The sequence below is a fragment of the Natronorubrum daqingense genome (genome assembly GCF_001971705.1).
GTDB lineage: Archaea > Halobacteriota > Halobacteria > Halobacteriales > Natrialbaceae > Natronorubrum > Natronorubrum daqingense.
Genome location: NZ_CP019327.1, coordinates 1,531,529 through 1,544,269, shown reverse-complemented (window position 1 = coordinate 1,544,269; position 12,741 = coordinate 1,531,529). Strand labels below are relative to the sequence as shown.

Here is a 12,741-nt window from a genome sequence, read left to right as displayed (position 1 = left end):
CTTGAATCACCTTAGCGGTAGGACTTCTGGTAGCGCGCCCGAGCGCCCGGGCCGCCCCACTTCTTTGGTTCGGACTGGCGAACGTCGTTGACCAACAGCGAGCGATCGAACTCCATGTACGCATCGCGGAGTTCTGCATCGTTCGTATGCTGGACGATTCCGCGAGCGATAGCGGTTCGGACAGCGTCTGCCTGTCCGCTGATTCCGCCACCTTCGACGTGAACGTCGATATCCACCTCGTTACGAAGTTCGTCGCCAGCGATGCGAAACGGCTCGAGCATCTTGAGCCGCGACATTTCGGGTTCGACCAGTTCGACTGGTTTGGAGTTGATTCGGACACGACCTTCGCCCTCGTCGACGGTCGCGCGGGCGACGGCGGTCTTTTTCTTCCCACTCGTATTCGTTACCATGTGACGTTAGCACCGAGTTGATCGGAGACTTCGCCCAGGTGGACGAAGCGGATGTTCGACAGGCGGTCCAACGACGTGCCCTCGAGAACTTCGGCCTCGCGGTCATCGTCGTCTTCGTAGGGGTTGCCGACGTAGACGCGAACGTTGTCGAGCGCCTCGCGACCGCGTGGCTTCTTGTGTGGCACCATTCCGCGAACGGAGCGCTTGAAGATCGTATCCGGTCGCTTCGGGTAGTAGGGACCACGGTCGGAACCGAGTTCGAGGCGTTTTCGGTAGGTTCCGAACACGTCCTCTTTGTCCCCGGTGATGACGGCGTCTTCTGCGTTGACGATTGCGACGCGCTCGCCGTCGAGCGCTCGCTGTGCGACTTCGCTGGCGACGCGACCGAGGATACAGTCACGTGCGTTGACGACGACGTCCGCGTCGAATTCTGCGATACTCATCGAATCACCCGCACGTCGGATCCTTCTGGGTTCTCTTCGAGCAGTTGCTCGAGCGGTACTGGCTCGCCGACCTGATCGATCTTCGTCTCTGCTGACGAAGAGAAGTTGACGGCGGCCACGGTGACATTCTTCTGTAGTGCGCCGGATCCCAGCACTTTGCCGGGAACGACGACAGTCTCTTCTTCGCGTGCGTATCGCTCGATGCGGCCCAGGTTCACCTCAGCGTGGGTGCGACGGGGCTTTTCGAGTCGATCCGCAACGTCTCGCCAGACGTCGGCGTCCGCTTCGCGGGACGTCGACTTCAGCTCGGCGATGAGATCGTTGAGCCTCGGATTGGTTTTGCTACTCATTGATTTCCTCCAAATACTGCGGGCTCGAGGACACGATCGGTCGTGTCTCGAGTACTGTTGGAATCGATATGCTGCCGATCGAACTCCGACGGTGGTCGACGGGCTGTCGACTCGTCGCCGGAGTTTCTTCGTGATCGGCTGAATAGAAGTGGATGCAGGGAGCAGGATTTGAACCTGCGGACTCCTACGAGACAGCGCCCTGAACGCTGCGCCGTTGGCCTGACTTGGCTATCCCTGCTCGCACTTCCGTCTATCCGTCGCCCCTTCAAACCCCTTTCGATTCCAGTGAACGAGGCTGTACCGGTCTCGTCGCTCACGGCGCCGGCAGCGGTCTCGTTCGCGTAGGTGTTGGGGCGTCGGATCATGTCTACAGCTGTACTGCGTCTTCGAGTTCGGTCGCACGCGCCTCGATCGAGTCGGCGGCTCGCGTAACGATCTCCTCGACGGAGAACGAGCCGTCAGTCTCGACGCGGAAGACGAAGGCGTTTGGCACGTCTTCGACCGTCACTTCCTTTCCTGGATAGCGCTCGGAGAGGTCGTGATCAAATTCGCTCGTCGGAATAAGTTCGCCATCGTCTTCGATGACGCCGCGAACGATCTGTGGTTCTTGCTCTTCGAACTCGGGGATATCGTCGCCAACGTCGACACGCTGGAGGTGTCGGTAGCCGACGGCGACGCCACCCTGGTGTTTCGCGTGATCTTTGCCACGCTCGAGTACGGCGTCGGCCTCGGCCTCGAGACGTTGGCCGTCCTTGAGGTCGATGATCGGGACGTTCTCGTCCGCAGGCTGGACGAGGTCGTCGCTCGACACGAGGTCGCCCGAATACGCGGTTTCCGGCCCTTCGACGTCGATCGAGAGCGTGACGGCCTCGTCCTCGCCGAACTCTCCCTCGGGTGGGGTCGTCAGCGGAACGAGTCCGAGTCGGAGCGCGAGTTGCTCGTCGAACATGACCGACGAGTTCTCGACGAACCGAACGGTGTCGATCGCCATCGTCGGGACGTCGGCGAGCATCGCGCGACGGATCCCGTTAGCGAATGCGGGTGTTACACCGCGGACGAGGAAGCGTGCGTCACGATCCTCGCGTTCGACGAACTCGACGTCGTACGATTCAGTCATGGTCTAGTAGCCGCCCTTTCCTTTTGGTGCGCGCGATCCGTCGTGTGGGATCGGCGTGACGTCTTCGATGCGTCCGATCTCGATGCCCGAGCGGGCGAGTGCGCGGATCGTCGCCTGTGCACCGGGGCCGGGGGATTTCTGCAGATTTCCACCGGGACCGCGCACGTTGACGTGCAGGCCAGTGATACCGGCGGCCTTGACCTCCTCGGCGATGGATTCCGCCATCTGCATCGCCGCGTACGGCGACGCTTCGTCTCGGTTCTGTTTGACCGCCGTCCCGCCGGAGGACTTAGCGATCGTCTCCGCGCCCGTAAGATCGGTCACGGTCATGACGGTGTTGTTGAACGATGCGTGCACGTGGGCGATTCCCCACTTGTCGTCGTCTTGGCTCATGTTATTGACCCTCCGCTCGTTCTGGGTGGAGATCGTCCGCGAGTGGACTCGTTTCGTCGAACGCGACGAGGTCCTCCTCGTCGACATCGACGACGTACGATGGGATGCGCTGGCGCTGGTCACCGACCACGACGTGGCCGTGGACGATGAACTGTCGGGCCTGCTGTGGCGTGTTTGCCAGTCCCTTGCGGTAGGCGACCGTCTGAAGACGGCGCTCTAAGACGTCCTCGATTTCCAGGGAGAGGACGTCGCCGAGTTCGTCGGCTTCGTCGAGAATGCCGACGCGTTTGAGTCGACCGAGGAACTCCTCGGAGCGGCGGATGACGGTCTCGTCGTCCTGGGCCTGGCCGAGCAGTTCTCGAGCCTCGCGCCGGTAGGAGCGAAGTTCGGACTGTGCTCGCCAGAGTTCCTCTTTGTTCGAGAGGCCGTAGCGGTCGAGCAGGGAGTGCTCGGAGGCAATGCGTTCACCCTGATATGGGTGATTCGGTGTCTCGTACTGTTTGGTATCGGTTCCGAGGGGCATTATTCGTCATCCTCCTCTTCGGCGGCAGCTTCCTCTGCCTGTTCTTCGCGGATTTCTTCGACGTTGACTCCGATGGTGCCCTCCGTACGACCGGTGGACTTGGTACGCTGGCCGCGGACCTTCTGGCCGCGCTTGTGGCGCGAGCCCTTGTAGGAGTCGATCATCTTCATCCGGTTGATATCGTGCTGCCGGGTCAACTGGAGATCGTTTCCGATCTCGTGAGTCGTCTCGCCGGTGTAAAAGTCCGACTGGCGGTTGTTGAGCCAGTCCGGTACTTCAGCAGCGTAGTTCTCTACGATCTCGACGACCTCGTCGATGACGTCGTCGTCGAGTCGACCGAACGTCGCTGTTCGGTCGACGCTCGCTTCGTCGGCGATGAGTCGGGCGGTTCGTCGACCGATCCCGTTCATCTCCGAGAGCGAGCGCTCGACGGACTTCGTCCCATCGAGGTCAGTCTGCCCGATGCGGACGAAGTACTGGAGATCTTCGTCGTCCTGTTGTTCTTGAGGTTCTTCCTCGCTCATGTGTCGTGTATGTCTGTCTGGTATGCGCGCGTTGCAAACCGACCGGCGAAAGTCGCCGGTGTAGTGATTACTGACGTCGTGTCGCCAGCATATCCGACGTTGTGGCGGGGATTTGAACCCCGGAGGCTTGACGCCACATGGTTAGCAACCATGCGCCTTGGGCCGCTTGGCTACCACAACACCGTGATCTATCATCGCCCTCACGGACTCGGGGACTGCACCCCTACACGTATTGCAGCCAAACCTACCGCCGACGGGTACTTAAGCGCAACGAAAGGTAGCGACGTCCGGGTAACCTCGCTCTGGTAGTTTGACCCGTGTTTCGCCGTTGATCCTTCCGCCGTGGTATCACAGCACACCCTATGAATCGTCCGATCCGATTCGATGGATTACCGGTGTTACAGGCAAGAGTGCAATCGCATCGATTTATTATCGTCCGACGACACGATAGCGACAACGACAGCGTGGGGACATCAAGTGACAGACTCTCTCTCGATCCGTCGGATTGCAATCGCGTGCTGTGCCATCGTCGCAACCGCGCTCGTCGCTGCGACGATTCGCACACCGCTCGAGTCCGGGAGCGACGGGTCGGGGTCCGGAAGTGACCCCGGAGACGGCGAGGGTACCGGTCAGCCGATGACTCCCGGATCGGCTGGTGACGGTGGGGTTCCACCGTTTCTCGAGTACCTGATCTATGCCGTTCTCATCGTGTTGGCAATCGCAGTCGTCTGGTACTTTCTCGCACACAGACGGGAAGCCGTCAAAATCGTCGCGATCACGCTACTCGCCGTGTTTCTTCTCGTAGTAATCGTGTATACGCTCCTTCAGTTCGTCTCCGTTTCCGGGAGTGAGGTCGAACCGATGGAAGAGGTACTGGCGGGTGGTGATGACGAATCCGACGGGACGTCGGGTTCGGCGGACACCGATACCACCATCTCTCCCGGACCGTTGCTCGTCACGCTCGCGTTGCTCACGGCTATCTTCCTCGGCGGCGTGTTCCTCACGCGCGGACGCTCTGAGTCGGAACGTTCCGGACTCGACGCAAATTCCCCGACCGACGCCGAGTCTCCGGCGGACGTGAGCGCTGCCGTCGGAACCGCCGCAGGCGTGGCGGCCGACCGACTCGAGTCGGCCGACGAGTTCGACAACGAGGTCTACCGCGCGTGGAGAGAGATGACCGAATTCCTCGAGGTCGACCGGCCGGCCTCGAGCACGCCGCGCGAATTCGCTCGTGCAGCCACCGATGCCGGATTGGATCGAGACGATGTCGACGAACTAACTCGATTGTTCGAGGACGTCAGATACGGCGGCGAAGCGACGACGCAGACTCGAGAACGCCGAGCGATCGAGGTACTCCGGCGGATCGAAGCCGAGTACGCCGACGAACGCGAGGGAGCTGACACCCGTGGTGGACGAGGTGAGCTGTCGTGAGGAGACAATCCATCACGACGGCACTCGGCGTCGCGACGTTCCTCCTCGGAGTCGGTGCCATCGTCGTCGACTCACCGGGGTTCGGGCTGACGGACGAGACGATCGTCCTCGTCGGAGTTGCCACCGTCATACTCGGTCTCTCGATACTCTCTCGAGGCTACGATTCGCGAAGTCACACTGAGACACCCGATCCGGAGCGCCGACTCACCGTTCCGACTCCCGGCCACTCCATCTCGACGGTCCTCACCGACTTCCGTGCGCTGATGAGCGGGTCCACGGACCTCGGTCCTCGCATTACGGCTGGCTTACGTGGCGCTGCCGTCACTAGCTTGACTCGCTTTCGAGGACTCTCGACGGACGAGGCTGCCACACGAGTCGCGAATGGGACCTGGTCGTCGAATCAGATCGCGACGGACTTCCTCAAATCGCCCCAGGAGTTGCCGAGTCGGTCGATTCGAACGCGACTCGAGTCCGTCGTCACTCGGAGCGTCGAGAGTCCGTTTCGACTCGGCGTTCGACACACGGTCGCGGCGATCGTCGCACTTCGGGATGCCGATCCACTCGAAGACGATAGGGGAACGCTCCGTAGGGAGGAGTCACTACCCACCTTCGAGTGGTCATCGTCGTCGGCGACCAACTCGCTCTCGAGCGACGAATTCACGACATCGGTTCACGCAACTGCCGACTCTGAGGGTCTCGTCCAGCACCGTCGCCACCCGACTAATCACTGGATGGGTGTCGGTGCGATCGCACTGCTCGCCGTCGGCAGCGGAGCCCTCGCCGATGCACCCGCACTCGTCCTCGCCGGCGTCGTCGGGATCGGCTATGCCGGCTTCGCTCGCGCGCTCGAGCCCACGAGACCCGATCTGGCGCTCGAGCGAACGCTCAGCGACGACGATCCCGAACCCGGCGACGACGTGACGGTTTCGCTCACGATTACGAACGAAAGCGACGGATTCGTTCCGGATCTTCGATTCGTCGACGGCGTCCCCGACGGGCTGGCCGTAACGGGCGGCTCGAGTCGACTCGGTACCGCTTTCAGGCCGGGAGAATCACTCGTTCACAAGTACACCGTGACCGCTCGACGGGGGCGACACACGTTCGACCCGGCGCTCGTGTTCGTTCGTGACCTGTCCCGGTCGACGGAACTCGAGTGTTCACTGTTCGCGGAGACGACGCTCACCAGCGAGCCATCGATGCGTCCGCTCGCCACGCAGATTCCACTTCGAAACGAGACGACGACCGCTACTGGGCGAATACGAACTGCAAAAGGGGGGACTGGAACGACGATCCACTCCGTCAGAGAGTACCGAAGCGGCGATTCGCTCGCCCGAATCGACTGGAAGCGGCGAGCGAAGACGGGCGACCTCGCGACGCTCGAGTTTCACGAAGAACGCGCGGCTCGTGTCGTGGTTCTGGTCGACGCGCGTAAAGCGTCTTACCGAGCACCGGAGGCGGACACGGCCCACGCCGTCGACCGAGCAGTCGATGCCGCTGGCAGAATCGGGGCGACGCTCTTCGATACGGATCACACTGTCGGGCTCGCCGCGATCGGTCCCGTCGCTCGAGACGGCGTCGACTCGAATGGAGTCGATGCGTGTTGGCTCCCACCGGGCTCGGGTCGCCATCACGAGGCGCGCTTTCGCTCGCAACTCGCGACGCACCCCCAATTCGACACCCGCCCGCCGACCGCTGAGTGTCGATGGCGACGCCAACTTCGGTCGCTTCGCCGTCGGCTGCCCGCCGACAGTCAACTCGTTCTGTTGACGCCGCTTCTGGACTTCGAGGCGGCAAAACTCGCGCGCACCCTCGAGGCCCACGGCCACCAGGTGACCGTCGTCAGTCCCGATCCGACGGCCGACCGAACCGCCGGAGAGCAACTCTCGAGTGTCGCCCGATCGATCAGACGACTCGACCTCCAGCGAGCGGGCATTCCGGTCGTTGACTGGCCCGACGACGAATCTCTAGATGCGGCGCTCGCACGATACTCGAGGGGGCGACGATGACGGACGACGACGCGATTACGCGACGACCGACCGTCGCGTTACAGACCGTTTCGCTCGTCGCAACCCTCGTTTCGGCGATCGCTGCGAGTGGCTCGTTCAGGGCAATCCCGGTTGCAGTCGCCGGCTTCGCCGCGTTCGCGTTCGGCTTCTCTCGATCGCGATCGACGGCACTCGACCTCGGCGGCGTACTCCTGTGTCTCGCCGTCGGAATCGCCGCCCTCGAACAACCCCCCATCGAACAGACCGTCGTCGGCGCAATTGCAGCCATCGTCGCGTGGGAGCTCGGACACAGTGCAATCGTCCTCGGCGAGCAACTGGGGCGAGAAGCAACGACGATTCGACTCGAGGCCGTCCATGCGGTCTCGAGTCTGCTCGTCGGGTTGGTTGCTGGAACGGCAGGATTCGTGGTCTACAGCGTTGCAGGCGGTGGACAGCCGGTGACTGCGATCGTCACATTGTTGCTCGCGGCCGTCCTCCTCACGATCGGTCTCGGAACGCGCCCCGAACGAACGGAGCCGTAATCGACGACGGGCGCTCGAGGGTTTTCCGTTCACCGACGGAACGATTCAGGGTTCGGCGTACTCGCCGACGTACTCGTCGTTGATTTCCCACTCGCCGGCGTCGTTTTGTACCATGTACTCGCCGTAGTAGGGAACGCGATTCGCGACGACGTCACGGTAGGCTTCGCGAATCTCCGGTTTGGTCATCTCCCCCATCGATTTGAGGTCGTCGTTGCGATTGAGACAGCCCTTCAGGTAGCCTTCGTGGGTGACGCGAACGCGGTGGCAGTTCGCACAGAAGGTCGGATTCTCGACCGGATCGACGATTTCGACCATTCCCCTTCCGTCGCCGTCGTCGGTTTCAATCCAATAGCGTTTCCGGTCGTGCATCTCGCGGTGTTCGATTTCGACGGCCTGTTCGGCCAGCCAGTCGTGGACGCGCTGGATGTCGATGTTCCACTCCGGCTTGCCCGTCAGCTCGGGCATGTACTCGATCAACTGCAACTGGAGTCCATCGTTTTCCGCGACGTGATCGACCATCTCCGGCACGTACCCCGCGGTGTGCTCGAAGACGACCATGTTGAGTTTGACCGGATCGAGACCCGCCTCGAGCGCCGCGTCGACACCTTCGAGAACCTTCTCGTACGCCCCGCTCTTCGTGACGGCGGCGAAATCGTCCGCGTCGAGTGCGTCCTGAGAGACGTTGACGCGCTCTAAGCCGGCGTCGACGAGGTCCTCGGCACGGCCGGGAAGAAACGTTCCGTTCGTCGTCATCGAGACCTCCATCTGGTCCGGCGTGCGTTCGATAATCTCTGCTAAGTCCTGTCGGAGCATCGGTTCCCCGCCAGTGAATTTGACGGAGTCGACATCGAACTCGGCTGCGACCTCGAGAAATCGAACGACGTCGTCGGTCGACATCTCGTCGTCTTGCGGATCCATCGGCCCGCGGGTATCACCGAGCCCTTCGTTGTGACAGTAGACGCAATCGAAATTACACCGATCGGTCAGGGATACTCGAACCCCCGTCACGTCCCGCCCGAACTCGTCGGTGAGCATGCCACTTGATTGCAGACGGAACCGCTTAAACTCGCTGGGTTCGCGGACCGTTATGTAACCTATTTCGGTTTCGAAAACGGACAGTTTAGTGGGAAAATTAGTTTCAATTGACCGGCGGAAGACCTACCCGACTGACTCGCAAACGCAGGTGTATGGACGACGACATGCTCGAGGATCAGCGGAAACTGGTCGAACTCGTCGAGGCAGAGGGGTGGGACGTCACCGATCTCGAGATCTCCGCCTACGACAGTCCCTGGGCGGACGAGGACGACCCCGAAGCGACGGTGACGATCACGGCGCGAAAGCCCTACGAGAGCGACGACGAGAACGACAGTTCGGACGACGAGAACCCGTACAGGCTCCAGTAGCGTCGCGTTCGAGAGAACACGTTCCTCGAGCGTGCTACGGTCCGAATCTCGCTCACCCTTTGATGTTGCAGACGGGGAACGTCCGCGCCACCTTATCGCCGATGCCGAGTTCGTCCGAGATGCGGACGACCTCGTCGACGTCCTTGTAGACGCCGGGTGCTTCCTCGGCGACCGTCGCGCCCGACTGCGCTTTCACGTAGATTTGGTCTTGTTCCTCGAGTTGGTCCTGGACGTCGCCGCCCCAGAACTCGTCTTTCGCCTGCGTTCGGCTCATCAGCCGCCCCGCGCCGTGGGCCGTCGAGCCGAACGTGAGGTCCATCGAGTTCTCGCCGCCGCGGAGGACGTAGCTGCCCGCGCCCATGCTGCCGGGGATGATGACCGGCTGGCCGACGTCGCGGTACGCTTTCGGCACTTCGGGGTGGCCAGCGGGGAACGCCCGCGTGGCACCCTTCCGGTGGACGAAGAGCTCCCGATCCTCGCCGTCGACGTCGTGCGTTTCCTTCTTCGCGATGTTGTGAGCCACGTCGTAGAGTAGGTCCATCTCCATTGCCTCCCACGAGCGATCGAACACCCGTTCGAACACCTCTCGCGTACGGTGCATGATGAGCTGACGGTTGACCCACGCGAAGTTGATCGCCGCGTTCATCGCCGCGTAGTAGTCCTCGGCGAGTTGGGAGCCGGCGGGCGCTGCGGCCAGCTCTTTGTCCGGAAGCTGATTCAGCAAGCCCTGATGTTGTTTCTCGATCTTCCGAAGATAATCGTTACACGTCTGGTGGCCCAGTCCGCGCGAGCCACAGTGGATGAGGACGACGATCTGGTCTTCTTCGAGTCCGAACGCGTCGCCGACCTCGTCGTCGAAGACGTCAGTCACCCGCTGGACCTCGAGGAAGTGATTCCCCGACCCGAGCGAGCCGATCTGGTTCTTTCCGCGATCTTTGGCCTTCTGGGAGACCTTCGAGGGGTCCGCACCCTCGCGCATTCCTTCGTCCTCGCAGTGGCGCAAGTCGTCTTCGACGGCGTGGCCGTTCTCGAGTGCCCAATCGACGCCGCGTGCGAGAATTTCGTCGACGGTGTCGACGCCGGCCTCGACGACCCCGCCGCCGCCGAGTCCCGACGGGATGTTGGCAAAGAGAGAGTCGACGAGTTCCTCCTCGCGGCCTTTCAGGTCGTCGTAGGTCAGGTTCGTCCGCATCATTCGGACGCCGCAGTTGGAGACGACGAAACCATCAGCGATGAAATTGTGGGCGTCGTGGGCCACACCGATATCGTATACCGAGTGCTCTTCGTCGACCAGTTCGATAGATCGGATTCGAGTTGAGACGGCATAATCGTCACCAACAGAAATGGTTTCACAGTACTCGTCGAATCCAGGGAACTCCGCTGGCGGTCGCGGTCGGCCGCTTCGTCCACCCCAGATACTCCGTTCGATGAACCGTTCGTTGATGTCGAACTCCGACTTGATATCACCTGCTGGCGTTCCGCCATCGGCCATCGCTTTCGCCTCGCGGGCAATCGTCGCCCGATGGTCGATCACTGCTGCTTTTGTTTTGAGATACTGGAGGGCTTTCACAGCTTTTCGACGCTTTTCGTGGTTGTAGCGGAAGCCGACGGACGAAAAGAATCGGATCAGATTCTCGGAGTCGTTTTTGATTCCGAGCCGAAGTCTGATCGTCTCACGGTCCGCACTCGAGTCGGTCTCGAACCGTTCGATCTCGTTCGTTTCGATACCGAGGTCGCTGAGGAAGGCAGCGAGATCAGCCATGAATTCTTCGCCCGCATCAGCGACGTCGACAACTCGTGTTTGCGAGACTTTCGGACAGTAGAGATTCTTGTCGTGCTGTGCCGCGGGAGCATTCATTTCGGCCCCGAAATAGGCTGCGGCGTACAGCGCTTTCTGCCAGTTCGGCAGCCGGTCGAAGAACCACGGCGTCGTAAAGTTTGATTCGATCTTTCGTCCGTCGGGCGCACCGAGTGCAAGGAGGACGTTCTGGAACGCTTTCGAGTTCGCTCGAACGCTGTATTCCGTCGTCTCGAAGCGCTTCCCGTCGATCTCGTGTGATCGATCTCGTTCGTAGATTTTCGACGGAGTAAACCCGATCGCTTCGATGTCGTCCTGGATGGATTCGAGATCCGCTGGCTCACCATAAAACCACGTCTGCCCGCCGCTTCCGATCGCACCGTCGCCAGTGTGAAACCCAACGAGTTTGAGGAGCCGGTTGAACGCGTCGTCGGTCGACTTCAACGGAAGCAGGCCACGGTCGTCGAGTGCCCGGACGAGTTGTGAATTTGCGTCGGAAAAATCCGCTTCACTGAGAACGGTAAACTCCTCGGGTTCTTCGTCTGGAACGCCACGGAACGGTTGTAGCCGAACCTCGTCACCTTCGGAGAGTTCCTCGAGTGGGCGCATGCCTGCCGGCGTTTGGAACGGATGGTCTGGAGTTGCAGTGATCGTATCCCCGGTTTCCGTCTCGACTTCGTACACCTCCGCGTCGTCCCGTCCGGTAAACAGTTGGATCGGTGATGTGGTGAGTTCATCGCTGGCAACCATCGCAGTCTCCGTTTCGAATCGATCTTCCAGGTCTTCGATCGGAATTCGACGGCCGTGCTCGAGAAGTACGTCCGACTCTCCTGACAAGCAGTTGATGTCGTAGCCAACCGCTCCCGGCGATATACAACCGTTTTCGGCGTCCAGTGCACCGACGCCGCCGACCGGAAAGCCGTAGCCCTGGTGGCCGTCGGGCATGCAGATCGCGTGATTCGTGATCCCCGGCAGGTGAGTCGTGTTCGAAATCTGCTCGAGGGTTTTGTCTTCCGTGATCTCCTCGAGAAGCGCTTCACTCGCCAGGATGCGAGCTGGTGTGCGCATGTCACCCGTCTGTGGAACCTCCCAGACGTACTCACGCACCTGCTCGAGCGTGATTCCGTCGGCGTCGAACGTGGCGTTGCTCATACGTGTCCGTCGGTTCCCGAGGGTGAAAGGGCTTCGTCTCGTCGCTCGAGCGGACAGTTATCTCGTTCAGACGTCGAAGACGACGTACGCTTCCCAGCCGTCTCGCCCGCCGTCATCGTCGAATCGCTCGAGGCGCATCTCCGAGTACGTCACCGCTTTGATCTCTCGAGCGTGGATGTCCGCGAGTGAGACGCCGCGCGCACTGGCCTCGAGCACCCACTCGTCGACAGCAGCTGTGTCGGAGTCGGTGGCCGCCCCTGTCGCGCCGGCCGCCGATTCGTCCTCTGGTCCACGAATTTGCCCGACGTGGTGGTCGACCGGGAGTTCCGCTCGCACGTCTCGCAGGTAGATCAGTTCGTCGAGATAGTCGAACAGGAGGGCCTCGCGACCTTCGGCGCTCACCTCGAGGGAAAAGCGCTCCGTCGCCTCCTCCGGAATCGAATCACAGGAGGCGGCTGCGAGTCCGTCGGCGACGGCACCGAAAACGTCCTCGAGGGAGTCGCCGGTCGCTTCGACCGCGATGTCAGCCGTGTGGTCGCGGAGTTCGAACCGCTCGTCCTGTGATCGTGTCATTACTCGATGCGTTCGGATTCGACGACGATGGTGGTATGCCCGTCGGTTTCGATCACGTCGTGTCGAACCGACACGATCGACCGTGTGGTCGGTGGCT

General features: G+C 61.5%; 14 protein-coding genes, 2 tRNA genes and 1 pseudogene. 4 read left to right on the top strand and 13 right to left on the bottom strand.

What is annotated here, in order from left to right; genetic code table 11:
- Positions 1–11: 11 nt before the first annotated feature.
- From BB347_RS07565 to BB347_RS07525, 9 genes are all read right to left on the bottom strand, one after another.
- Complete coding sequence (locus BB347_RS07565) at positions 12–410, bottom strand: 30S ribosomal protein S9 (protein WP_076582423.1); 399 nt, start codon at positions 408–410, stop codon at positions 12–14.
- A complete protein-coding gene (locus tag BB347_RS07560) occupies positions 404–853 on the bottom strand; it encodes a 50S ribosomal protein L13 (RefSeq protein WP_076582421.1) in 450 nt (149 codons plus the stop codon). The genes BB347_RS07565 and BB347_RS07560 overlap by 7 nt, the downstream gene beginning before the upstream one ends.
- The gene (locus tag BB347_RS07555; RefSeq protein WP_076582420.1) at positions 850–1,203 is read right to left on the bottom strand and encodes a 50S ribosomal protein L18e; all 354 of its coding nucleotides are present in this window, start codon (positions 1,201–1,203) and stop codon (positions 850–852) included. Before BB347_RS07555 ends, BB347_RS07560 begins: the two co-directional genes overlap by 4 nt.
- A 153-nt stretch (positions 1,204–1,356) precedes the next feature.
- Positions 1,357–1,441: transfer RNA gene (locus BB347_RS07550), tRNA-Leu, on the bottom strand.
- Positions 1,442–1,570: 129 nt separating this feature from the next.
- Positions 1,571–2,320, bottom strand: a complete 750-nt coding sequence (locus tag BB347_RS07545; RefSeq protein ID WP_076582418.1) for a DNA-directed RNA polymerase subunit D — start codon at positions 2,318–2,320, stop codon at positions 1,571–1,573.
- Between the two features lie 3 nt (positions 2,321–2,323).
- Positions 2,324–2,713, bottom strand: a complete 390-nt coding sequence (locus BB347_RS07540; RefSeq protein ID WP_076582417.1) for a 30S ribosomal protein S11 — start codon at positions 2,711–2,713, stop codon at positions 2,324–2,326.
- 1 nt (position 2,714) lies between these two features.
- Positions 2,715–3,236, bottom strand: a complete 522-nt coding sequence (locus BB347_RS07535) for a 30S ribosomal protein S4 (RefSeq protein ID WP_076582415.1) — start codon at positions 3,234–3,236, stop codon at positions 2,715–2,717.
- Positions 3,236–3,760 (bottom strand): 30S ribosomal protein S13, encoded by a 525-nt coding sequence (locus tag BB347_RS07530; protein ID WP_076582413.1) that lies wholly within the window; start codon positions 3,758–3,760, stop codon positions 3,236–3,238. Before BB347_RS07530 ends, BB347_RS07535 begins: the two co-directional genes overlap by 1 nt.
- A 97-nt stretch (positions 3,761–3,857) precedes the next feature.
- A tRNA-Ser gene (locus BB347_RS07525) sits at positions 3,858–3,940 on the bottom strand.
- A 297-nt stretch (positions 3,941–4,237) separates the two neighbouring features.
- Between BB347_RS07525 and BB347_RS07520 the strand changes: the two genes are divergently transcribed.
- From BB347_RS07520 to BB347_RS07510, 3 genes are read left to right on the top strand one after another with little or no spacing between them, the layout of a single operon-like run.
- The gene (locus BB347_RS07520) at positions 4,238–5,191 is read left to right on the top strand and encodes a DUF4129 domain-containing protein (protein ID WP_076582412.1); all 954 of its coding nucleotides are present in this window, start codon (positions 4,238–4,240) and stop codon (positions 5,189–5,191) included.
- Positions 5,188–7,197, top strand: coding sequence for a DUF58 domain-containing protein (locus tag BB347_RS07515; protein WP_076582410.1), 2,010 nt, complete (start codon positions 5,188–5,190; stop codon positions 7,195–7,197). The genes BB347_RS07520 and BB347_RS07515 overlap by 4 nt, the downstream gene beginning before the upstream one ends.
- A complete protein-coding gene (locus BB347_RS07510) occupies positions 7,194–7,718 on the top strand; it encodes a DUF7519 family protein (RefSeq protein ID WP_076582408.1) in 525 nt (174 codons plus the stop codon). Before BB347_RS07515 ends, BB347_RS07510 begins: the two co-directional genes overlap by 4 nt.
- Positions 7,719–7,763: 45 nt before the next feature.
- Here BB347_RS07510 and moaA read toward each other — a convergent pair whose 3' ends face one another.
- Positions 7,764–8,753: a GTP 3',8-cyclase MoaA gene (gene moaA, locus BB347_RS07505; protein WP_076582407.1), complete on the bottom strand. Its 990-nt coding sequence runs from the start codon at positions 8,751–8,753 to the stop codon at positions 7,764–7,766.
- Between the two features lie 152 nt (positions 8,754–8,905).
- Here moaA and BB347_RS07500 point away from each other — a divergent pair, with 152 nt between their 5' ends.
- On the top strand, positions 8,906–9,121 hold the full coding sequence (locus tag BB347_RS07500) for a hypothetical protein (RefSeq protein ID WP_076582405.1): 216 nt from the start codon (positions 8,906–8,908) through the stop codon (positions 9,119–9,121).
- A gap of 52 nt (positions 9,122–9,173) precedes the next feature.
- Here BB347_RS07500 and BB347_RS07495 read toward each other — a convergent pair whose 3' ends face one another.
- From BB347_RS07495 to BB347_RS07490, 3 genes and pseudogenes are all read right to left on the bottom strand, one after another.
- Complete coding sequence (locus tag BB347_RS07495) at positions 9,174–11,756, bottom strand: RtcB family protein (RefSeq protein ID WP_394329262.1); 2,583 nt, start codon at positions 11,754–11,756, stop codon at positions 9,174–9,176.
- A pseudogene (locus BB347_RS19920) lies at positions 11,757–12,071 on the bottom strand (RtcB family protein); the annotation flags it as partial.
- A 66-nt stretch (positions 12,072–12,137) separates the two neighbouring features.
- The gene (locus BB347_RS07490) at positions 12,138–12,644 is read right to left on the bottom strand and encodes an archease (RefSeq protein WP_076582403.1); all 507 of its coding nucleotides are present in this window, start codon (positions 12,642–12,644) and stop codon (positions 12,138–12,140) included.
- Positions 12,645–12,741: the final 97 nt, after the last annotated feature.